This is a genomic window from Aureimonas flava, from assembly GCF_003583935.1.
Taxonomy (GTDB): Bacteria; Pseudomonadota; Alphaproteobacteria; order Rhizobiales; family Rhizobiaceae; genus Aureimonas; species Aureimonas flava.
Map to the genome: position 1 here is coordinate 15,752 of NZ_QYRN01000005.1, position 20,213 is coordinate 35,964.

The 20,213-nt window shown below is 70.8% G+C and carries 21 protein-coding genes; 15 read left to right on the top strand and 6 right to left on the bottom strand.

Translation table 11 applies throughout. The features are described from left to right. The first annotated feature begins 7 nt into the window (after positions 1 to 7). Entirely contained in the window at positions 8 to 1,585 is a 1,578-nt protein-coding gene (locus tag D3218_RS09910) for a DHA2 family efflux MFS transporter permease subunit (protein ID WP_119539924.1), read from the top strand. Between the two features lie 19 nt (positions 1,586 to 1,604). Here the strand turns inward: D3218_RS09910 and D3218_RS09915 are convergent, their stop codons facing one another. From D3218_RS09915 to D3218_RS09935, 5 genes are all read right to left on the bottom strand, one after another. Further along, the gene (locus D3218_RS09915; RefSeq protein ID WP_280959966.1) at positions 1,605 to 2,045 is read right to left on the bottom strand and encodes an arsenate-mycothiol transferase ArsC; all 441 of its coding nucleotides are present in this window, start codon (positions 2,043 to 2,045) and stop codon (positions 1,605 to 1,607) included. 58 nt (positions 2,046 to 2,103) lie between these two features. Then, positions 2,104 to 2,574, bottom strand: coding sequence for a UPF0262 family protein (locus tag D3218_RS09920; protein ID WP_119539925.1), 471 nt, complete (start codon positions 2,572 to 2,574; stop codon positions 2,104 to 2,106). A gap of 9 nt (positions 2,575 to 2,583) precedes the next feature. Further along, complete coding sequence (hisD, locus tag D3218_RS09925) at positions 2,584 to 3,879, bottom strand: histidinol dehydrogenase (protein WP_119539926.1); 1,296 nt, start codon at positions 3,877 to 3,879, stop codon at positions 2,584 to 2,586. Positions 3,880 to 3,928: 49 nt separating this feature from the next. Next, the gene (locus D3218_RS09930; protein WP_119539927.1) at positions 3,929 to 4,375 is read right to left on the bottom strand and encodes a DUF2948 family protein; all 447 of its coding nucleotides are present in this window, start codon (positions 4,373 to 4,375) and stop codon (positions 3,929 to 3,931) included. Between the two features lie 81 nt (positions 4,376 to 4,456). Continuing rightward, entirely contained in the window at positions 4,457 to 5,854 is a 1,398-nt protein-coding gene (locus D3218_RS09935; protein WP_119539928.1) for a dipeptidase, read from the bottom strand. 501 nt (positions 5,855 to 6,355) lie between these two features. Here D3218_RS09935 and polA point away from each other — a divergent pair. The 14 genes from polA to D3218_RS10005 all read left to right on the top strand — a co-directional run bounded on the left by polA (position 6,356) and on the right by D3218_RS10005 (position 19,755). After that, the gene (gene polA, locus D3218_RS09940) at positions 6,356 to 9,265 is read left to right on the top strand and encodes a DNA polymerase I (RefSeq protein ID WP_119539929.1); all 2,910 of its coding nucleotides are present in this window, start codon (positions 6,356 to 6,358) and stop codon (positions 9,263 to 9,265) included. A gap of 13 nt (positions 9,266 to 9,278) precedes the next feature. Beyond that, positions 9,279 to 9,977 (top strand): orotidine-5'-phosphate decarboxylase, encoded by a 699-nt coding sequence (pyrF, locus tag D3218_RS09945; protein WP_425359301.1) that lies wholly within the window; start codon positions 9,279 to 9,281, stop codon positions 9,975 to 9,977. Between the two features lie 18 nt (positions 9,978 to 9,995). After that, positions 9,996 to 10,292 carry a DUF1330 domain-containing protein gene (locus D3218_RS09950; protein ID WP_119539931.1) on the top strand — a complete coding sequence of 99 codons (297 nt, stop codon included), beginning with the start codon at positions 9,996 to 9,998 and terminating at the stop codon, positions 10,290 to 10,292. A gap of 23 nt (positions 10,293 to 10,315) precedes the next feature. Beyond that, positions 10,316 to 10,858: a GNAT family N-acetyltransferase gene (locus D3218_RS09955; RefSeq protein WP_136625081.1), complete on the top strand. Its 543-nt coding sequence runs from the start codon at positions 10,316 to 10,318 to the stop codon at positions 10,856 to 10,858. 113 nt (positions 10,859 to 10,971) lie between these two features. Beyond that, on the top strand, positions 10,972 to 12,378 hold the full coding sequence (locus D3218_RS09960) for a polyhydroxyalkanoate depolymerase (RefSeq protein WP_119539933.1): 1,407 nt from the start codon (positions 10,972 to 10,974) through the stop codon (positions 12,376 to 12,378). A 99-nt stretch (positions 12,379 to 12,477) separates the two neighbouring features. Further along, positions 12,478 to 12,909 carry a DUF2852 domain-containing protein gene (locus tag D3218_RS09965; RefSeq protein ID WP_119540271.1) on the top strand — a complete coding sequence of 144 codons (432 nt, stop codon included), beginning with the start codon at positions 12,478 to 12,480 and terminating at the stop codon, positions 12,907 to 12,909. A 121-nt stretch (positions 12,910 to 13,030) separates the two neighbouring features. Continuing rightward, the gene (locus D3218_RS09970) at positions 13,031 to 13,789 is read left to right on the top strand and encodes a M48 family metallopeptidase (RefSeq protein WP_119539934.1); all 759 of its coding nucleotides are present in this window, start codon (positions 13,031 to 13,033) and stop codon (positions 13,787 to 13,789) included. Between the two features lie 91 nt (positions 13,790 to 13,880). Continuing rightward, positions 13,881 to 14,570 carry a phosphoribosylanthranilate isomerase gene (locus tag D3218_RS09975; RefSeq protein ID WP_119539935.1) on the top strand — a complete coding sequence of 230 codons (690 nt, stop codon included), beginning with the start codon at positions 13,881 to 13,883 and terminating at the stop codon, positions 14,568 to 14,570. Then, entirely contained in the window at positions 14,567 to 15,790 is a 1,224-nt protein-coding gene (trpB, locus tag D3218_RS09980; protein WP_119539936.1) for a tryptophan synthase subunit beta, read from the top strand. Before D3218_RS09975 ends, trpB begins: the two co-directional genes overlap by 4 nt. Then, entirely contained in the window at positions 15,790 to 16,239 is a 450-nt protein-coding gene (locus tag D3218_RS09985; RefSeq protein ID WP_119539937.1) for a hypothetical protein, read from the top strand. The genes trpB and D3218_RS09985 overlap by 1 nt, the downstream gene beginning before the upstream one ends. Beyond that, positions 16,236 to 16,589 (top strand): divalent-cation tolerance protein CutA, encoded by a 354-nt coding sequence (cutA, locus tag D3218_RS09990; RefSeq protein WP_119539938.1) that lies wholly within the window; start codon positions 16,236 to 16,238, stop codon positions 16,587 to 16,589. The genes D3218_RS09985 and cutA overlap by 4 nt, the downstream gene beginning before the upstream one ends. Next, positions 16,586 to 17,413, top strand: coding sequence for a tryptophan synthase subunit alpha (gene trpA, locus D3218_RS09995; RefSeq protein ID WP_119539939.1), 828 nt, complete (start codon positions 16,586 to 16,588; stop codon positions 17,411 to 17,413). The genes cutA and trpA overlap by 4 nt, the downstream gene beginning before the upstream one ends. Positions 17,414 to 17,498: 85 nt before the next feature. After that, a complete protein-coding gene (gene accD / locus D3218_RS10000) occupies positions 17,499 to 18,410 on the top strand; it encodes an acetyl-CoA carboxylase, carboxyltransferase subunit beta (protein WP_119539940.1) in 912 nt (303 codons plus the stop codon). 7 nt (positions 18,411 to 18,417) lie between these two features. Continuing rightward, positions 18,418 to 19,755 carry a bifunctional folylpolyglutamate synthase/dihydrofolate synthase gene (locus D3218_RS10005; protein WP_119539941.1) on the top strand — a complete coding sequence of 446 codons (1,338 nt, stop codon included), beginning with the start codon at positions 18,418 to 18,420 and terminating at the stop codon, positions 19,753 to 19,755. Positions 19,756 to 19,815: 60 nt separating this feature from the next. Here the strand turns inward: D3218_RS10005 and trxA are convergent, their stop codons facing one another. Further along, positions 19,816 to 20,136: a thioredoxin gene (gene trxA, locus D3218_RS10010; RefSeq protein ID WP_119539942.1), complete on the bottom strand. Its 321-nt coding sequence runs from the start codon at positions 20,134 to 20,136 to the stop codon at positions 19,816 to 19,818. Positions 20,137 to 20,213: the final 77 nt, after the last annotated feature.

Below are 20,213 nucleotides of genomic sequence, written 5' to 3' on the forward strand. Positions count from 1 at the left end.
GAGGCCCATGTCCTCGATCACCGCCCAGCCGTCCGCCGCCCTCGGCGCCACGGACAAGGTCCCCGCGCGCCGGGTCCTGGCCTTCATGGCCATGGTCTTCGGCATGTTCATGTCGATCCTCGACATCCAGATCGTCTCGGCCTCGCTGGCCGAGATCCAGGCCGGCCTGTCCGCCTCGTCCGACGAGGTGGCCTGGGTCCAGACGGCCTATCTGATCGCCGAGGTGATCATGATCCCGCTGTCCGGGTTCCTCGCCCGGATGCTGTCGACGCGCGTCCTGTTCACGCTGGCGGCGGCGGGCTTCACGGCCGCCTCGGCGCTGTGCGCGACCGCCACCAACATCGACCAGATGATCCTCTACCGCGCGCTGCAGGGTTTCATCGGCGGCGCGATGATCCCCAGCGTCTTCGCGGCGGCCTTCACCATCTTCCCCCCGTCCAAGCGCGCCGTGGTGTCGCCGATGATCGGCCTCGTGGCGACGCTGGCGCCCACGATCGGCCCGACGGTCGGCGGCTATCTCAGCCACGCGATGAGCTGGCACTGGCTGTTCCTGGTGAACGTGCCCTTCGGCATCGTGGTGACCCTGGCGGTCTGGAATCTTGTGGACTTCGACAAGCCCGACCTGTCGCTGTTCTCCCGCTTCGACTGGTACGGCCTGTTCGGGATGGCGGCGTTCCTCGGCGCGCTGGAATACGTGCTGGAGGAAGGACCGCTCGACGACTGGTTCGAGGACGAGGTCATCGTCGTGATGTCCGTGGTCCTGGTGCTCGGGGCGCTCCTGTTCTTCTGGCGCGCCTTCACCGCCAAGGAGCCGATCGTCGATCTCACGGCCTTCCGAAACCGCAACTTCGCCTTCGGTTCGCTGTTCTCCTTCATCATGGGCGTCGGCCTCTACGGCCTCACCTATCTCTATCCGGTCTATCTCGGGCGCATCCGCGGCTACGATTCGCTGATGATCGGCGAGACCATGTTCGTGTCGGGCATGGCGATGTTCTTCACCGCGCCGGTGGCGGGCAAGCTGTCCACCAAGCTCGACCCGCGCGTGATGATGGTGATGGGCTTCGCCTCGTTCGGGCTCGGCACCTGGCTGATGACCGGGCTCACCCACGACTGGGACTTCTACGAGCTCCTGATCCCGCAGATCCTGCGCGGCTTCGGGCTGATGATGGCGATGGTGCCGATCAACAACATCGCGCTCGGCACGCTGCCGCCCCAGGTCATCAAGGGCGCGTCGGGCCTCTACAACCTGACGCGAAATCTCGGCGGCGCCGTGGGTCTGGCGCTGATCAACACGATGATCAACGACCGCACCGCGCTGCACTACGACCGCCTGGCGGAGCGCGTGCGCTGGGGCAGCCAGGTGACCGAGGAACGCATGGCGGACATCGCGGCCAACCTGTCGGCCGCCGGGATCGACGGCAACCAGGCGGCGATCGGGCAGATGGTGCAGCTCGTGAAGCGCGAGGCCTCGGTGATGGCCTTCTCCGACGTGTTCCTGTTCCTGACGGCGCTGTTCGTCGCCCTGTGCCTCCTGTGCGTGTTCGTCCAGAAGCCGCAGTCGGGCGTCAAGGTGGACGCGCACTGACGCGGCGCGCCCTCCCGGCTCAGCGACGCGCGAAGTCGTCGAGCCGGGATCGGATCCGCCGGAAGAGGTCGCGATAGGCGTCGAGGATCTGCCCTCTGCTGCCGGTCACGGCGGAGGGGTCGGGCATCGGCCAGAACTCCACCGCGGTCGCGTCGGTCTCGGTCGCGCTCATCGCCGCGTGGTGGGCCTCGGGCGACAGGGTGACGATCAGGTCGAAGAACCCGTCGGCCAGGTCCTCGTATTTTTGCGGCTTGCGGTCGCCCAGGGTCAGGCCTTCCTCGGCCAGGATCACGTCCACGAAGGGGTCGCGCTCGCCGTCCTTGACGCCGGCCGAGGCGACGTAGGTGCCGGGCAGGACCGAGCGCGCGATGGCCTCCGCCATGGGCGAGCGGATCGCGTTCATCCCGCAGACGAACAGGATCGATCCCGGCCGTTTGGCGGCCTCGCCCGCATCGCTCAAGGGCGGGCCCTCGAACTGCTGCGGCTGCTCTGCCGGTGAACCATCGCAGCCCCTCGCTTCAGTTGCGCCGGTGCAGGACGCAGATCAGCGTGAACAAGCGCCGCGCCGTGTCCTTGTCGAGCGTGATCTTGCCGGCCAGGCGCTCCCGCAGGAGATCCGAGCCGTCATTGTGGATGCCGCGTCGCCCCATGTCGATGGCCTCGATCTGCGAGGGCGTGGAGGAGCGGATCGCCTCGTAGTAGCTGTCGCAGATCAGGAAATAGTCCCGGATCACCCGCTTGAACGGGGTGAGCGACAGGTGATGGGCCGCCAGCGCATGCCCCGTCTCGTCGGCGATCTCGAACACGAGGCGCCGGTCGGCCAGCGCCAGCTTCAGCCGGAAGCGCCCGCCCTCCAGCCCCTCGGGCTCGAAGACGTTCTCCTCGATCAGGTCGAAGATCGCCACGGCGCGCTCGTGCTCGACGTCGGGCGAGGCGCGCCCCACCGTCTCGTCCAGGTCCACCGCGATCAGCTTGCCCGCGCCCGCCATCGTCGCCCCCTAGAGGTTCAGCCGCACCGCGACCGAGCGGGCGTGCGCGTCGAGCCCCTCGACGTGGGCGAGCTCGATGGCGGCGGGGCCGAGCGCGCGCAGCGCCCCGGCCGAAAGCTGGAGGATCGAGGTGCGCTTGACGAAGTCGAGCACCGACAGGCCGGACGAGAAGCGGGCCGAGCGGGCCGTCGGCAGGACGTGGTTGGAGCCGCCGACATAGTCGCCGATCACCTCGGGCGTATGGCGGCCGAGGAACACAGCGCCCGCGTTGCGGATGCGCCCGAACAGCGCTTCCGGGTCGGCGGTGGCGATTTCCAGGTGCTCGGCGGCCAGGCGGTCGGCAAGCGGCGGCGCCTCGCGCAGGAGATCGGAGACGACGATCGTGGCGCCGAACTCGTCCCAGCTCGCGCGCGCCGTCTCGGCGCGCGACAGACGCGCGAGCTGGCGCTCCACCGCGGCCTCCACGGCGTCGGCGAAGGCGGGGGAATCGGTCAGCAGGATCGACTGCGCCGACCGGTCGTGCTCGGCCTGGGCCAGGAGATCGGCGGCGATCCAGTCGGGATCGTTGTCGGCGTCGGCGATCACCAGGACTTCGGACGGGCCGGCGATCATGTCGATGCCGACCGTGCCGAACACCTGCCGCTTGGCGCTCGCCACGTAGGCGTTGCCGGGGCCGACGATCTTGGCGACGGGTGCGATGGTGGCGGTGCCGTAGGCGAGGGCGGCGATCGCCTGCGCGCCGCCGACGCGGTAGATCTCGTCCACCCCGGCGATGCGCGCGGCGGCCAGCACCAGCGGGTTCAGCGCGCCGCGCATGGCCGGCACCACCATGGCGATGCGCTCCACGCCCGCCACCTTGGCCGGCACGGCGTTCATCAGGACCGAGGACGGATAGCTCGCCGCGCCCCCGGGCACGTAGAGGCCGACCGATTCCACCGCCGTCCAGCGGCTGCCGAGCACGGCGCCGATCGCGTCCTCGTAGCGGTCGTCGCGCGGGCGCTGGCGCTCGTGGTGGCTGGCGATGCGCCGATGGGCGAGGGTCAGCGCCTCCAGCGTCTCGGGGGCGGTCGCGGCGTGGGCGGCCTCGATCTCCGCCTCGCCGACACGCAGCGTCCCGGGCGTCAGCGAAAGCTGGTCGAACCGTTCGGTATAGGCGATCAGCGCCGCGTCGCCGTCGTGGCGCACCGCGGCCACGATGTCCCGGACGGTCGCCTCGACATCGGCCGAGGCCTCGCGCTTGGCGCCGAGAAGGTCGCGAAACCGGGCTTCGAAGTCCGGCTCGGCGGCGTTCAGCCTCTGGGGCAAGGCGCGGATCTCCCTCGGGCCGTCCGGTTCGGGCGCCGGCGAAGCGCCCTCAGACCGGGTGCGCCGGCCGCGACGGGGTACTCCAGGACGCGCCGAGATCGGTCAGCTGGACCTCGATGCATTCGACTTGGAGCCTTATCGCGGCTTCCCCGGCGAACACAAGCTCGATCGAACCGGAGGGCGCCTCGCCCTCGTGCCAGCGCAGCGCCATGAGCGACAGGATCTCTTCCGGCGCGCCCGGATCGATGCCCGTGCGGCTGGCCGACAGGACGCGGTCGAGCCGCAGGACGCTGCGGCGCCGCTCGCCGGGCTCCGGCCTCGCGAACCATCGCCGTGGCTTGGCGGTCTCCCAGGCGAAGCGGTTCATCGGCACGAGGAGCCGGCCGGCGCGCCCGTCGAGTCGGAGGTCGCCGGCGCGCAGGACCGCGTCCTGGCAATGGGCCGAGACGATCGCGAGGTCGTCCGCGTCGAGGGCGTTGAGTCGGATCTGATCCATCGTGTCGGGTCTCGTGAGCATGCCGGCGCATCTAGCGCGATCCGGCGCCCGGACAGGGGCGCCGGATCGAACGGGAGCCGCTCAGCCCGTTCCCTTCTCCCCGAGCGCCGCGAGCACCCGCGCCCAGGACCGCTGACCCTTGGCGAAGGAGGTCATCTCGTACTTCTCGTTGGGCGAATGGATGCGGTCGTCGCCGAGGCCGAAGCCGATCAGCAGCGAGGGCATGCCGAGGCGCCGCTTGAACTCGCCCACCACGGGGATCGAGCCGCCCATGCCGATCATCACGGCGGGCTTCGGCCACTCGTCGGAGAGCGCCTCGCGCGCCGTCTGCAGGACCGGCGAATCGAAGGGAAGCTGGATCGCCGGCGAGCCGCCGTGCTCGTGGAACTTGGCGGTGCAGTCGGCCGGCAGGCGCTCGCGCACGAAGGCGCGGAAGCTCTCGCGGATCGCCGCCGGGTCCTGGTCGAAGACCAGGCGGAACGACACCTTGGCCTGCGCCTCGGCCGCGATCACCGTCTTGAAGCCCTTGCCGGTGTAGCCGCCCTCGATGCCGTTGACCTCGGCGGTGGGCCGCGACCAGGTCTGCTCCAGCACCGAGCGTCCCCGTTCGCCCGCCGGCACCGACAGGCCGACCGAGCCGAGGAATTCCTGTTCCGAGAAGGGCAGCTCGTCCCAGACCCGGCGCACGTCCTCCGGCAGGTCCGGCACCCCGTCGTAGAAGCCGGGCAGGGTGACGCGGCCTTCCTCGTCGTGCAGATCGGCGAGGATCCTGGCGAGCACGCGGATCGGGTTGGCGGCGGCGCCGCCGAAATAGCCGGAATGCAGGTCCATCGAGGCGGCGCGGATCGTCACTTCCTCGCCGACCAGCCCGCGCAGGCCGGTGGAGATCGCGGGCGTCTCGCGGTCCCACATGTTGGTGTCGCAGATCAGCGCCACGTCGGCGGTGAGTTCCTGTCGGTTGGCGTCGAGGAAGGGCAGGAGCGAGGGCGAGCCGGACTCCTCCTCGCCCTCCAGGAAGATCGTCACCGAGCAGGGCAGGCCGCCGGTCTCGGCGATGAAGGCGCGGCAGGCCTCCACGAAGGTCATGAGCTGACCCTTGTCGTCGGCCGAGCCGCGTCCGGTGATGCGGCGCGTCCCGTCCGGCATCGCCGCCACCTTGGGGTCGAACGGATCGGCGTCCCAGAGGTCCAGCGGGTCGACCGGCTGGACGTCGTAATGGCCGTAGAACAGGACATGCGGGCTGCCGGCGGGGCCCTCCCGGCGCGCCACCACCATCGGATGACCGGCCGTTTCGGCGACGCGCGCCCGGAAGCCGATCGCCTCCAGGTCGCCCGCGAGCCATTCGGCGGCGCGACGGCACTCCGGCGCATAGGCCGGATCGGTGGAGATCGAGGGGATGCGCAGGAGATCCTGGAGCCGCTCCACGGAGCGGTCGAGGTTGAGGTCGAGACAGGCGAGCACGCTGTCGAGATCGGCCATGAGGTGCCCTTTCGCTGGCGTCACGGCCTGGCGGGCCGCGACGGATCGGCTCCTGCGATAGCGCGACCGGCGGCGCGACGCAAAACCCCGTTCGCGCGCCGGGACTGTCGCGCGGATGCAACAGGGGCGGTCCAAACAGGTGCGAAACTTGCGGGGATGAGAAGAGAAGAGCCGTCGCGGACTGGAGGGGGGTTGTCGCGACGGCTCCTTCTCATTAGAGCGGAATCCCGTGAGGGGGGATGGGATGATCCGCTCCGGACATTCGGCTCAAAGCGGGGGACGAGCTTGAGGCCGAACCACGACAGCATCGTGTGCGTCGTTGCTGAGAAAATGCGCCTTGACAGGCTTTAGTTCAATGGCTTCCGATCACGAAAGCGTGATCCGGTGCATTAAACCTTTGTAATCCAGACCGTGCGGCAAGCCTTCCTCTGGGGAGGGTGCGTGAGCGTGGCTCGTGCCTGCCGATGGACAGGACGCCCGCCCCGCGATACGACCCGCTCCATGCAAAAGGGCGATCACCTCTTCCTCGTCGATGGTTCGGCCTACATCTTTCGGGCCTACCATGCGCTGCCGCCGCTGACGCGCAAGTCCGACGGGATGCCGGTGGGCGCCGTGTCCGGCTTCTGCAACATGCTGTGGAAGCTGGTGGAGGAATCGCGCGACACCTCGGTCGGCGTCGCGCCCACGCATTTCGCGGTGATCTTCGACCATTCCTCGACCACCTTCCGCAACGCGCTCTACGACGGCTACAAGGCCAACCGGCCGCCGCCCCCCGAGGACCTGCGCCCGCAGTTCGGGCTGATCCGCGAGGCGGTGCGCGCCTTCGACCTGCCCTGCATCGAGAAGGGGGGCTACGAGGCCGACGACTTGATCGCGACCTATGCGCGGCTGGCGCGCGAGGCGGGCGGGGACGTCACCATCGTCTCCTCCGACAAGGACCTGATGCAACTCGTCGGGCCCGGCGTCGTGCTCTACGACCAGATGAAGGACAAGCGCCTCGGCCCCGAGGAGGTTCGGGAGAAGTTCGGCGTCTATCCGGACAAGATGATCGACCTCCAGGCCCTGGTCGGCGACACGTCCGACAACGTGCCGGGCGTGCCCGGCGTCGGGCCCAAGACGGCGGCCGACCTCCTGGAGACCTTCGGAACGCTGGAGGCGCTTCTGGAGCGCGCCGGCGAGATCAAGCAGGCGAAGCGCCGCGAGACGATCATCGCCAACGCCGACCAGGCGCGCCTGTCCAAGCGTCTCGTGACGCTCGACCAGGACACCCCGCTCGACGTCCCGCTGGACGACCTCTTCATCCACGAGCCGGACGGCGAGAAGCTCGTCGCCTTCCTGAAGGCGATGGAGTTCACGACGCTGACGCGGCGCGTCGCGGCCCGGCTCGACACGGACGCCGCCGAGGTCGCGCCGGCCAAGGTCGACGCCGAGGCGCCCGTGCGCGGCCCCGACCTGGACCCCGGCGCGACGCCGGCCGAGGCGGCGCTGGCGATGAGCCCGCAGGCCCTGGCCGCCGCGCGCCTGGCCGAGGCCGCCTCGCAGCCGGTGGACCGCGCGGCATACGAGACCGTGCGCGACGAGGACGCCCTCCGGCGCTGGATCGCCCGCGCCGGGGAAACCGGCATCCTCGCCTTCGATACGGAGACCACGGCGCTGGACGCGATGACGGCCGATCTCGTCGGCCTGTCCTTCGCGGTCGCTCCGGGCGAGGCGGCCTATGTGCCGATCGCCCATGTGGGCGAAGGGGCGGGCGACCTCCTGTCGGGCGGCGAGGCCGCCGCCGGCGTCGGCGAGCAGATCCCCCTCGGGCGCGTGCTCGACCTTCTGACGCCCGTGCTGACCGACCCCGCGATCCTCAAGATCGGTCAGAACGTCAAGTACGACTATCTCGTGATGCTGCGCCACGGCGTGGCGATCGCGCCCTTCGACGACACGATGCTGATCTCCTACGTCCTGGACGCCTCGTCGTCGCTCGAGGGACACGGGATGGACGAGCTGTCGGAGCGCCTGCTCGGCCACAAGCCGATCAGCTACAAGGAGCTGTGCGGGAGCGGCAAGAGCGCGCGGCCCATCGCCGCCTGCCCGATCGACAAGGTGGCGGAATACGCCGCCGAGGACGCGGACGTCACGCTGCGCCTCTGGCGCGTGCTCAAGCCCCGGCTGGCGGCCGAGGGCCTCACCGCGGTCTACGAGCGGCTGGAGCGCCCGCTGGTGCCGGTGCTCGCCCGCATGGAGGAGCGCGGCATCCGCGCCGACCGGCAGATCCTGTCGCGCCTGTCGGGCCGCTTCGCGCAGAAGGCGGCGGGGCTGGAGGCCGACATCCACATCCTGGCCGGCGGGCCCTTCAACGTCGGCAGTCCCAAGCAGCTCGGCGAGATCCTGTTCGGCAAGCTCGGCCTGCCGGGCGGCAAGAAGACCAAGACGGGCCAATGGGCGACCGACGCGCGCCTTCTCGAGGACCTTGCCGCCCAGGGGCACGAGCTGCCGCGTCGCATCGTGGACTGGCGCCAGATCACCAAGCTCAAGGGCACCTATACCGACGCGCTACCGACCTACATGGACGGGGCCGAGCGCATCCACACGTCCTATTCGCTCGCCTCGACCACGACCGGCCGTCTGTCCTCCTCCGAGCCCAACCTGCAGAACATTCCGGTGCGCACGCAGGAGGGCCGCGAGATCCGCACCGCCTTCGTGGCGCCCGGGGGCCACAAGCTGCTGTCGGCCGACTACAGCCAGATCGAGCTTCGGCTCCTCGCCCACATGGCCGAGATCCCGCAGCTCGTGGAGGCCTTCCAGGCCGGGCAGGACATTCACGCGACCACCGCGTCGGAGATGTTCGGCGTGCCGGTGGACGGCATGCCCGCCGAGGTGCGCCGCCGCGCCAAGGCGATCAACTTCGGCATCGTCTACGGCATCTCCGCCTTCGGCCTCGCGGCGCAGCTCTCGATCCCGCAGGGCGAGGCCGCGAGCTACATCAAGCGCTACTTCGAGCGCTTCCCCGGCATCCGCGACTTCATGGACCGCACCAAGGCCTTCGCCAAGGAGACGGGCTACGTGGAGACCCTGTTCGGCCGGCGCGCCCACTATCCCGACATCCGCTCGTCGAACCCCCAGGTGCGCGCGGCGGTGGAGCGGGCGGCGATCAACGCGCCGATCCAGGGCACGGCCGCCGACATCATCCGCCGCGCCATGATCCGCATGGAGGATGCGCTGCGGGCCGAGCGCCTGGGCGCGCTCATGCTGCTCCAGGTCCACGACGAGCTCGTGTTCGAGGTGCCGGACGAGGAGATCGAGGCGACGATCCCGGTGGTGAAGCGCGTCATGGAAGGCGCGGCCGATCCGGTGGTCGACCTCGTGGTGCCGCTGGTGGTGGATGCGCGAGCGGCCGGCAACTGGGACGAGGCGCACTGAACCGATGGATGCGATGAGCGAGCTTTCCCCCCGCGACCGGCTGATCGTCGGTCTGGACGTCTCCTCGCGCGCCGAGGCGGAGGCGATCGTCGTCGAGCTCGGCGACGCGGTGGGCTTCTACAAGATCGGCTACCAGCTCGGCTTCGCAGGCGGACTGCCGCTGGTGGGCGAGCTGGCACGCATGGGCAAGAAGGTGTTCCTCGATCTCAAGCTTCTCGATATCGCCAACACGGTGGAGAAGGGCGTCGAGAGCATCGCCGGGCTCGGCGCCGCGATGACCACGGTGCACGCCTATCCGCAGGCCATGCGCGCGGCCGCCCGGGCCGCGCAGGGCACGGGGCTGGTCGTCCTCGGCGTCACCGTCCTCACCTCGCTCGCCGACGAGGACATCCGCGAGGCCGGATACGGCGGCGGGGTTTCCGATCTCGTGGAACTGCGCGCGCGCCAGGCGGCGGAAGCGGGCATCGGCGGCATCGTCGCCTCGGCCCAGGAGGCGCCGCTGGTGCGCCCGCTGCTTCGCCCGGACATGGCGCTGGTGACCCCAGGCATCCGCCCGGCGGGCGCGCAGGCCGGCGACCAGAAGCGCGTGGTCGCCCCGGCCGAGGCTCTGCGCGGCGGCGCGTCCCACCTCGTGGTGGCGCGCCCGATCATCGCCGCGCCGGACAGGCTCGGCGCCGCCCGTGCCATCCTGGCCGAGATGCAGGCGGCCTGAACCTTCGAGGAGACGCCCATGCCCAAGGCCTACTGGATCGCCCGCGTCGACGTCCACGACCCCGAACGCTATCCCGACTACGTCGCCACCGCCGCGCCGGCCATGCAGCGGCACGGGGCGCGCTTCCTGGTGCGCGGCGGCCCGTTCCGCGCACTCGAGGGCGCGTCGCGCTCCCGCAACGTGGTGATCGAGTTCCCTTCCATGGAGGCGGCGCTCGCCTGCTACGGGGCGCCCGAATACCAGGCGGCCAAGGCGATCCGCGAGGCGGTGTCGGAGGCCGACATCGTGATCGTGGAAGGCTACGAGCCGGATTGAACGGCCGCAAGGCGTTCCGGAGGATGGCGCCGGAGGGCTACCGCATCCGCATGATGGAGCCCGGCGAGGCCGAGCGCCTGCGCGCGATCGACGCGGCGGCCGGCCGGCTTCTGGTCGAGGCGGGCCACGTCGCCCGCGCCGACCCGCCGCCGCTGCCGGACTTCGTGCGGTTCCTGCTGACGCACGAGGTGTTCGTGGCGCAGGAGAAGCGCGGCGCGCCGGTGGGCTATGCCGCCGCCGCCGACCTCGCCGCGCTGGTGGGCGATCCGGACGCGGGCGGCTGCTACTGGCTGGCGGCGCTGGCGGTGGATCCCGCCCATGGCCGGCGCGGCGTCGGATCCGCGCTGCTCCAGGCGGTGGTGCGGCGCGCCGAATGGTTCTTCCACCGCGCGGTCGGGCTCTCCACGGCGCGCGCGCTGCCCATCGGCGAGGGCTTCTATGCGGCACGCCGGTTCGTGGGCGTGGCGGAGGCGGACCTGACGCCAGCCCTGCTCAAGCGTCGCGAGATGGAATGGCCGTCCGGCGCCGCGCCGGGCTCGCGGGCCGTCATGGTTCGTTGGCTGTGACCCACGGTTCCGAAGGGCGCTTGTCGGACAATTAACTTGCACGGCACCAATTCGGTGCCATGTTTGGTCGCACGAGCCGGTTCCGGCTCCCCGTTTCCCAGTCGTGGGAGTGCATGTTGTACGAATTCTACGAGTGGAACCACGCGGTTCTGGCCCCCTTCCGCGCCGTGGCCGATGCCACCAAGGCGATCTACCAGAACCCGATGAACCCGATCTCGCACACCGAGATGGGGCGCACGGTGGCCGCCATGGCCGAGCTGTTCGAGCGCACCACGCGCGTCTACGGCAAACCCTCGTTCGACCTCCACGACACGTTCGTCGACGGCATGCGCGTTCCCGTGGTCGACAAGCCGATATGGGGCAGGCCCTTCGCCCAGCTCCTCCATTTCGAGCGCGCGCTGCCGGCGGGCCGGGCGCCCGACCCGCGCTTCCTGATCGTCGCGCCGATGTCGGGCCACTATGCCACGCTGCTGCGCGGCACGGTGGAGGCGCTGCTGCCCTATGGCGAGGTCTACATCACCGACTGGAAGGACGCGCGCACCGTGCCGCTTTCGGCCGGCCGCTTCGACCTCGACACCTATGTCGACTACGTCATCGAGATCCTGCGCTTCCTCGGCCCCGGCATGAACGTCGTCGGCGTCTGCCAGCCGGCCGTGCCGGTGATGATGGCGGTCGCGCGGATGGAAGAGGACGAGGATCCCTGCCATCCCGCCACGATGACGCTGATGGGCGGCCCGATCGACACGCGCGTCAATCCCACGGCGGTCAACCGGCTTGCCGAGGACAAGGGGATCGACTGGTTCCGCCAGAACGTCATCATGAAGGTGCCGTTTCCCCAGCCCGGCTTCATGCGCGAGGTCTATCCCGGCTTCCTGCAGCTCACCGGCTTCATGTCGATGAACCTCGACCGACACCTGATCGCCCACAAGGACTTCTTCTGGCATCTCGTGAAGAACGACGGGGACTCGGCCGAGAAGCACCGTACCTTCTACGACGAGTACAACGCGGTGATGGACCTCACCGCCGAATTCTACCTCCAGACGGTGGAGGAGGTCTTCATCAAGCACTCGCTGCCGCGCGGCACGATCACGCATCACGGCCATCGGCTCGACATGGGCAAGATCCGGCGCACGGCGCTGCTCACCGTGGAGGGCGAGAACGACGACATCTCGGGCGTCGGCCAGACCCGCGCCGCGCACGACCTGTGCCGCAACATCCCGGACGACATGCGCGTCCACTACCTCCAGCCCAAGGTCGGCCATTACGGCGTCTTCAACGGCTCGCGCTTCCGCGCCGAGATCGCCCCGCGCATCGTCGACTTCGCGCTGACGCACGGGCACCGCGCCGCTCCGAAGGCGCCCGTCGACGCCGAGGCCGGCGACGAGGCAACCTTGCGTCCGCCGCCGCCGCTGGACGGCGCGACCCTGCCCGAGGACGCCGTCGCCTCCGCCGTCGCGGCCACGGGCGAGCCGCCCTTCGACGCCGGCGCGCCGGCTGGCGACGGCACCGCCAACGTCTGAGGCTTCGGCTGCGGGGCGTTGAAGCGCCGGGAATCCGTCACCATCTCAGGAGCGGGATCCTCGCCCGCTTCCCATGGGCTCTGGTTGATGGACACCGACATGACGTCACAAGCTTTGATCCGTCCCGCCTGGACGCCGGCCACGATCGCGCTGATGGTCTTGGGCTTCATCGTCTACTGGCCGCTGGGCCTGGCGATGATCGCCTACATTCTGTGGGGCGACCGCCTCGAGGTCTTCCGCCGCGACGTCGGCCGGGCGACCGACGGCTTGGCCGCCACGTTCCGCCGCTCCGGCGCGCGCATGCCGTTCGCCGCCGAGCGCACGGGCAACGTCGCCTTCGACGATTGGCGCGAGGCCGAGCTGAAGCGCCTCGACGAGGAGCGGACGCGGCTCCAGCGCATGAGCGCCGATTTCGAGGCCTATGCGCGCGAGCTGCGCCGCGCGAAGGACCAGGAGGACTTCGACCGCTTCATGGCGAACCGCAAGCGCCGTGGCGATGTCGTGGACGCCGAGTTCACCGACGTCCGCTGACGCGAGCGCCCCTGTGCGACGCACCGGCCGCCGGCTTCCCGCCGGCGGCCTTTTTTGTGTCGCCGTTGCGGGGAAGGCGCTGCTCGACGTATGAAGCGCTGGCGGGGCGGGGCGGTTTTCGATGGCGACGAGGTTTCTGGAGCGGCTGGCGGGACGCGCGGCAGGGCCCCGTCTTCCCGAGACGCTGCTCCTGGCCGACCGGGCCGTGCCCCTTGAGGTGCGCGAGCACCCGACGGCACGGCGCATCGTGATGCGCCTGGCGCCCGGCGGCGACGCCCTGCGCCTCACCGTGCCGCGCAGGACCCCCGCGCGCACCGTGCTCGCCTTCCTCGAGCGCCATCGCGGCTGGGCGGAGGAGCGGCTGCGTGCCGCCGGCGGACGCGTCGCCGTCGCCCCCGGCATCCGCCTGCCGCTGCGCGGCGAGGCGTTTCGCCTCGTCCACGATCCCGCCCTCCGTGGCGCCCGGCTCGAGCGCGAGGGGGACGTCGGCGTGCTTCGCGTCGGCGGCGAGGCGCCGCACCTCGCCAGGCGCGTGCGCGACCTCCTGAAACGCGAGGCGCGACGCGACCTCCAGGCTGCCGTGGATCGGCACGCCGCCACGGTCGGGCTGCTGCCCCGGTCGCTGGCGCTCAAGGACACGGTGAGCCGCTGGGGCTCGTGCACGGCGGACCGCCGGCTCGCCTTTTCCTGGCGCATCGTGATGGCGCCGCCTGCCGTGCTCGACTACCTCGCGGCGCACGAGGTGGCGCATTTCCGCGAGATGAACCACGCTCCGGCCTTCTGGGCGCTTTGCCGCAGTCTCTGCCCGGAGACCGAGGCGGGGCGCCGCTGGCTGAAGCGCGAGGGGCCGGGCCTCCACGCCTACGACTTCGGCCCTTGAGCGCGGCCTCGCCTGCGCTTTACACCGCAGGGTCTATGGCGCGATAAGTCGTCATGATCGATCCCCACGCCATCCGAGAGTGCTTCGCCGCGTGACCCGCCCGCATATCAAGATCTGCGGCCTCAAGACCGAAGGCCATATCGACACGGTGCTTGCGCGCGGCTGCTCCGAGGTCGGCTTCGTCCATTTCGAGCCGAGCCCCCGGCATCTGTCGCTGGAGGACATGGTGCGCCTGCGCGCCCATGTCGGCGGCCGGGCGCTGGTGACGGTGGTCACGGTGAACGCGGACGACGACCTGCTCCGGCATTTGATGACGCGCGTGCGCCCGGACGTCCTGCAACTGCACGGATCGGAAAGCGCGGCGCGCGTCGCCGAGGTCTCGGCGCTGACCGGCGCCACGGTAATGAAGGCGATCCCCGTGGCGGGCGATGCGGACCTCTCGGAGATCGAGCGGTTCCGCCCCGTCGCCGACCGCATCCTGCTCGACGCGCGCGCGCCCAAGGGCGCGCGGCTTCCCGGCGGCAACGGCGTGCGGTTCGACTGGGGCCTCCTCGACGCGCTGGACGGCCGCGACTTCACCCTGTCCGGCGGCATCGCGCCCGAAACCATCGAAGCGGCCGTCCGCCGCGTCGCCCCGCGCGGCCTAGACGTCTCGTCGGGCGTCGAGCGCGAGCCCGGCGTCAAGGACGACGGCCTGATCCACCGCCTGTTCGACGCCTTCGAGGCGGCGGTCGAGGCGGGCCCGCTCACTCAAGAAGACCGGAAGCGCAGGTTCGCATGACCACGATCCCGACCCCCAACTCCTTCCGCCTGGGGCCCGACGAGGACGGTCTGTTCGGCCAGTTCGGCGGCCGCTTCGTGGCCGAGACCCTGATGCCGATCATCCTCGACCTGGAGACGGCCTACCGCACCGCCAAGGACGATCCGGCCTTCCGCGCCGAGCTCGACGGGCTCCAGACCCACTACACCGGCCGCCCCAGCCCGCTCTACTTCGCCGAGCGGCTGACCGAGCATTTCGGCGGCGCGCGCATCTATCTCAAGCGCGAGGAGCTGAACCACACCGGCTCGCACAAGATCAACAACTGCCTCGGCCAGATCCTGCTCGCCCGGCGCATGGGCAAGCCGCGCATCATCGCCGAGACGGGCGCCGGCCAGCACGGCGTGGCCACCGCCACGGTGTGCGCAAGATTCGGCATGCCCTGCGTGGTCTTCATGGGCGCCACCGACGTCGAGCGCCAGAAGCCCAACGTCTTCCGCATGAAGATGCTCGGCGCGGAGGTGCGCGCCGTGACCGCCGGGGCCGGCACGCTCAAGGACGCGATGAACGAGGCGCTGCGGGACTGGGTGACCAACGTCGCCGACACCTACTACCTGATCGGCACCGCCGCCGGCCCGCATCCCTATCCCGCCATGGTGCGCGACTTCCAGCAGGTGATCGGCGACGAGACGCGCCGGCAGATGCTGGAGGAGACCGGTGCGCTGCCGGACGCGGTGGTGGCATGCGTGGGCGGCGGCTCCAACGCGATCGGCATGTTCCGCGCCTTCCTGGACGACCCTTCCGTCGCGATCTACGGGGCGGAGGCGGGCGGCCATGGGCTGCATGTCGACAACGGCCATGCCGCCTCGATGAGCGGCGGGCGGCCGGGCGTGCTCCATGGCAACCGCACCTATCTCCTGCAGGACGCGGCCGGCCAAATCCTGGAAGGCCATTCGATCTCCGCCGGGCTCGACTATCCGGGCGTCGGCCCCGAGCATTCCTGGCTGCGCGACACGGGCCGGGTGTCCTACGTGCCGGTGACCGACGACGAGGCGGTGGACGCCTTCCACCTGTGCACGCGCCTGGAGGGCATCATCCCGGCGCTGGAATCGGCCCATGGCCTCGCCCACGTCGCCAAGCTCGCCCCCACGATGGGACGCGACCAGTCGGTCGTCCTGTGTCTGTCGGGGCGCGGCGACAAGGATGTCCACACGATCGCGGGGCGCATGGGCCTGGAGCTCTGATGGGCCCGGCCTCTCCGGGCGAGACGTACCGGCCCCGCGCGTCCGGGACGCTCGGACACTGGCGGGCGGGCTCGGCGCAGGTGAAGGCCTACGCGATCCGGGCGGACGGGGATCCGCTCGGCGACGATCTCCAGCGGGCGGCGCGCGATCTCGTGGGGGCCGAGGACCTCGGCGGGGCGGAACTCGGCTTCGCCATCGTCCATCGCGGCGAGGAGGCCGTCTGGCTGCTCCTCCACTGGTGGATGCCGGGCGGCATGCTCGCCGAGCGGCTTTGGCGCCGGCCGCTGGACGGAACGGCCGCGTTCGAGCCGGTGGACCGGCCGCTGATGGCTTGCGTCTGGGAACTCCCGGTGATCGGCTTCGAGCGGGATGCCTATGTCGAGACCGTCATGGCGGGGCGCTCCGGCGCCGAGTATCTCGCCCGCGTGCGGCCGGACGGGACGGCATGACGCAAGCTCGCGCCCTCGACATCGCCGTCGCCTGTCCCGACGAGGCGACGGCGCGCGCGATCGCGGACGGTCTGCTCGCGCGCCGGCTCGTCGCCTGCGCGCAACTCTCGGGGCCCATCGAAAGCCGCTATCGCTGGAAGGGGGCGCTGGAATGCGCGCGCGAGGTCGTGCTGGTTCTCAAGACGCTCGATGTCCGGTTCGAGGCGGTGGCGTCCGCCATCCGCGCCCTGCATCCCTACGAGACGCCGGCCATCACCGGATCTCCCGTGCTGGCCGACGCGCCCACCTTGAGATGGATCGCGGACGCCTGTATCGCATCCGCAACACGAATGGGCGGGACCGAGCCATGAGCACACGCATCGAGACGCGCTTCGAGGCGCTGAAGGCCGAGGGGCGTCCGGCGCTCGTGACCTTCGTCATGGCGGGCGACCCGGACGCCGGGACGACGCTGGAGGTTCTGCGCGCGCTGCCGGGCGCCGGCGCCGACGTGATCGAGCTCGGCATGCCGTTCTCCGATCCGATGGCCGACGGGCCGGCGATCCAGCGCGCGGGGCTGCGCGCCCTCCAGGGCGGCGAGACGCTCGCCCGGACGCTGGAGGCGGTTCGCGCCTTTCGCCAGGGCGACGACGCGACGCCGATCATCCTGATGGGCTACTACAACCCCGTCTTCATCTACGGCGTGGACCGCTTCGTCGCCGATGCCAAGGCGGCGGGCGTCGACGGACTGATCGTGGTGGACCTGCCGCCCGAGATGGACCGCGAACTCTGCCTGCCGGCGATCGGGGGCGGGTTGAACTTCATCCGCCTCGCCACGCCCACCACCGACGAGCGCCGCCTGCCGGCGGTGCTCTCGAACACGTCGGGCTTCGTCTACTACGTGTCGGTCAACGGCATCACCGGTTCGGCGGCGCCCGACACCACCGCCGTCGCCGCCGCCGTGGCGCGCATCAAGGCCCGCACGCCGCTGCCGGTCTGCGTCGGCTTCGGCGTGCGCACCGCCGATCAGGCGGCCGCGATCGGCCGCCATGCCGACGGCGTGGTGGTCGGCTCGGCGCTCGTGTCGGCGATGGAGGCGGCGCGCGAGGGCGGAACGCCGGCCATGGTCGAGGCGGTGTCCTCGCTGGTGCGCGAACTGGCGGGGGGCCTGGCCGGCTCCCGCCTTGCGGCGGCCTGAGCCGGCCGCCATCTGAGACATCGAGGGCCGGCACGCCCGATCGCATCGCCGCCGGCCGGACACGCATCCGAAGGACCAGGACGCCGTGAACTGGATCACCAACTACGTTCGCCCCAAGATCTCGAGCCTCCTCGGCCAGCAGCCGCGCGAGGTGCCCGAGAACCTCTGGATCAAGTGCCCCGAGACGGGCGAGATGGTCTTCCACAAGGACCTGGAAGCCAACCAGTTCGTGATCCCGTCCTCCGGCTTCCACATGCGCATCGGCGCGCGCGACCGGCTGGCCGGCTTCTTCGACGGCGGCATGTTCGAGGAGATCGCGCTGGAGAAGGTGCCGGTGGATCCGCTGAAGTTCCGCGACGAGCGGCGCTACGTGGACCGGCTCAAGGATTCGCGCACCAAGACCGGCATGGAGGATTCCGTGCTCGTCGCCTGCGGCGACATCGAGGCGCTGCCCGTGGTCGCGGCGGTGCAGGACTTCGCCTTCATGGGCGGCTCGCTCGGCATGGCGGCGGGCGAGGCGATCGTGACCGCCGCCGAGACCGCGGTGGAGCGCGCCCGGCCGCTCGTGCTGTTCGCCTCGTCGGGCGGGGCGCGCATGCAGGAAGGCATCCTGTCGCTGATGCAGCTCCCGCGCACCACCGTGGCGGTGGACATGGTGAAGGAGGCCGGGCTCCCCTACATCGTCGTTCTTACCAACCCGACCACCGGCGGCGTCACCGCGTCCTACGCGATGCTGGGCGATGTCCACATCGCCGAGCCGGGCGCCCTGATCGGCTTCGCCGGGCCCCGCGTGATCGAGCAGACGATCCGCGAAAAGCTGCCCGAGGGCTTCCAGCGCTCGGAATACCTGATGGAGCACGGCATGGTGGACATGGTGGTCCACCGGCACGAGCTGAAATCGACGATCGCCCGTCTCCTGCGCGTTCTCACCAAGGCGCCGCTGCCCGCCCTGCCGCCCCCGCCCGCAGCGGAGATCGAGCCGGTCGCGGCCGCCTGATCCGTCGATGAGCCAGACGAGCCTCGCCGCGGCCGAGATCGATCGGCTGCTCCAGCACCTGCCGAAGGGGATCGATCTCGGGCTCGACCGGATCGGCCGCCTCCTGGCGGCGCTGGGCGACCCGCATCGCAGGCTGGCGCCGGTGATCCACGTCGCCGGCACCAACGGCAAGGGCTCCACCGTGGCCTTCGCCCGCGCCATCCTCGAGGCGTCGGGCCGGGGCGTCCACACCCACACCTCGCCCCATCTCGTGGACTGGCACGAACGCTATCGGCTGGCCGGGACGGATGGCGCGCGCAGTGCGCTGGTGGCCGACGCGCTGCTCGCGGAGACGGTGCGCCGCGCGGCGGCGGCCAACGGCGACGCCACGGTCACGGTGTTCGAGCTTCTCACCGCCGTCGCCTTCATGCTGTTCTCAGAGCATCCGGCCGACGCGGTACTCCTGGAAGTCGGCCTCGGCGGCCGGTTCGACGCGACCAACGTCGTGGAGCGGCCCGCGGTGACGGCCGTCACCAGCGTCTCGCTCGATCACCAGGCCTATCTCGGCGACCGGGTGGAACTGATCGCCGCCGAGAAGGCCGGCATCTTCAAGCGCGGCTCGCCCGTGGTGATCGGCCCGCAGACCGAGCCGGCGGCGCTCGAGGTCCTGTGCGACAAGGCGGCGCGCACGGGCGCGCCCGTGCTGGTCCACGGGCAGGACTTCCACGCCATCAGCGAACGCGGCCGGCTGGTCTACCAGGACGAGCGCGGCCTTCTCGACCTCGCCCTGCCGCGGCTTCCCGGCCGGCACCAGATCGGCAACGCGGCGACCGCCATCGCGGCCGTGCGTGCCGCCGGGTTCGATCCGGCCGACGCCGAGATCGAACGCGGGATCGCGGCCGCCGAATGGCCGGGGCGCCTCCAGCGCATCACCTCCGGCCCTCTGGTGGCGCTGGCGCCCGATGGCGCGGAGATCTGGCTCGACGGCGGCCACAATCCGGGCGCCGGCGTCGTGGTGGCCGAGGCCATGGCCGACATGGAGGAGCGCGTCCCGCGTCCGCTGATCCTCGTCGCCGGCATGCTCACCACCAAGGACCCGGCCGGTTTCTTCGAGGCCTTCGCCGGCATGGCGCGGCACGTCTTCACCGTGCCCATCCGTTCGTCCGATGCGGGGATGACGCCCGAGGCGCTGGCGGACGCTGCGCTGGAGGCGGGGCTCGACGCCGAGCCCGCTCCGAGCGTTTCCGCCGCCATCCGGCGGGTCGCGTCGCACTGGGCGGGCGGCGCCGCGCCGCGCTTCCTGATCTGCGGCTCGCTGTACCTTGCGGGCGACGTGCTGGCCGAAAGCGACCTCGCGCCGCGCTGAGGCACGAAAAAGCCCGCGGCCGGGGTCGGTCGCGGGCTGGCGATCGGGCCTGCGCCGATCTCAGGCGGCGTTGGAGTTGATCCAGGCGAGGATCTGGCTCTTGGCGGCCGCGCCGACCTTCACCACCGGATCCTGGCCGGGATTGAAGAGCATCAGCGTCGGGATGGAGCGCACGCCGAACTGGGCGGCGAGGTCCGGGTTCTCGTCGATGTTCACCTTGACGATGTCGACCTTGTCGGTCTCTTCCGAGATCTCCTCGAGGCTCGGGGCGATCATCTTGCAGGGGCCGCACCATTCGGCCCAGAAGTCCACGACGACCGGCTTGCCGGCCTGGAGGACGTCGGTCTGGAACGAGGAATTGTCGGTCTTCTTGGTGGCCATGGGGCGCTCCGATGGGGCGGGGCTCCGACCGGACGCCTCGCGCGGTGGTTCGAGAAGGAACCGGCGGGGGAATCGCC

Bases quoted from the DNA above. Each gene is read 5' to 3' on its own strand.
- pyrF (WP_425359301.1), top strand. From the start codon at position 9,279: ATGAGCGAGCTTTCCCCCCGCGACCGGCTGATCGTCGGTCTGGACGTC.
- D3218_RS09920 (WP_119539925.1), bottom strand. From the start codon at position 2,574: ATGGCGGGCGCGGGCAAGCTGATCGCGGTGGACCTGGACGAGACGGTG.
- cutA (WP_119539938.1), top strand. From the start codon at position 16,236: ATGACGCAAGCTCGCGCCCTCGACATCGCCGTCGCCTGTCCCGACGAG.
- D3218_RS09970 (WP_119539934.1), top strand. From the start codon at position 13,031: ATGGCGACGAGGTTTCTGGAGCGGCTGGCGGGACGCGCGGCAGGGCCC.
- trxA (WP_119539942.1), bottom strand. From the start codon at position 20,136: ATGGCCACCAAGAAGACCGACAATTCCTCGTTCCAGACCGACGTCCTC.
- D3218_RS10005 (WP_119539941.1), top strand. From the start codon at position 18,418: ATGAGCCAGACGAGCCTCGCCGCGGCCGAGATCGATCGGCTGCTCCAG.
- trpA (WP_119539939.1), top strand. From the start codon at position 16,586: ATGAGCACACGCATCGAGACGCGCTTCGAGGCGCTGAAGGCCGAGGGG.
- trpB (WP_119539936.1), top strand. From the start codon at position 14,567: ATGACCACGATCCCGACCCCCAACTCCTTCCGCCTGGGGCCCGACGAG.
- D3218_RS09955 (WP_136625081.1), top strand. From the start codon at position 10,316: ATGGCGCCGGAGGGCTACCGCATCCGCATGATGGAGCCCGGCGAGGCC.
- D3218_RS09960 (WP_119539933.1), top strand. From the start codon at position 10,972: ATGTTGTACGAATTCTACGAGTGGAACCACGCGGTTCTGGCCCCCTTC.
- polA (WP_119539929.1), top strand. From the start codon at position 6,356: ATGCAAAAGGGCGATCACCTCTTCCTCGTCGATGGTTCGGCCTACATC.
- D3218_RS09950 (WP_119539931.1), top strand. From the start codon at position 9,996: ATGCCCAAGGCCTACTGGATCGCCCGCGTCGACGTCCACGACCCCGAA.
- D3218_RS09985 (WP_119539937.1), top strand. From the start codon at position 15,790: ATGGGCCCGGCCTCTCCGGGCGAGACGTACCGGCCCCGCGCGTCCGGG.
- D3218_RS09935 (WP_119539928.1), bottom strand. From the start codon at position 5,854: ATGGCCGATCTCGACAGCGTGCTCGCCTGTCTCGACCTCAACCTCGAC.
- D3218_RS09965 (WP_119540271.1), top strand. From the start codon at position 12,478: ATGACGTCACAAGCTTTGATCCGTCCCGCCTGGACGCCGGCCACGATC.
- D3218_RS09910 (WP_119539924.1), top strand. From the start codon at position 8: ATGTCCTCGATCACCGCCCAGCCGTCCGCCGCCCTCGGCGCCACGGAC.
- D3218_RS09930 (WP_119539927.1), bottom strand. From the start codon at position 4,375: ATGGATCAGATCCGACTCAACGCCCTCGACGCGGACGACCTCGCGATC.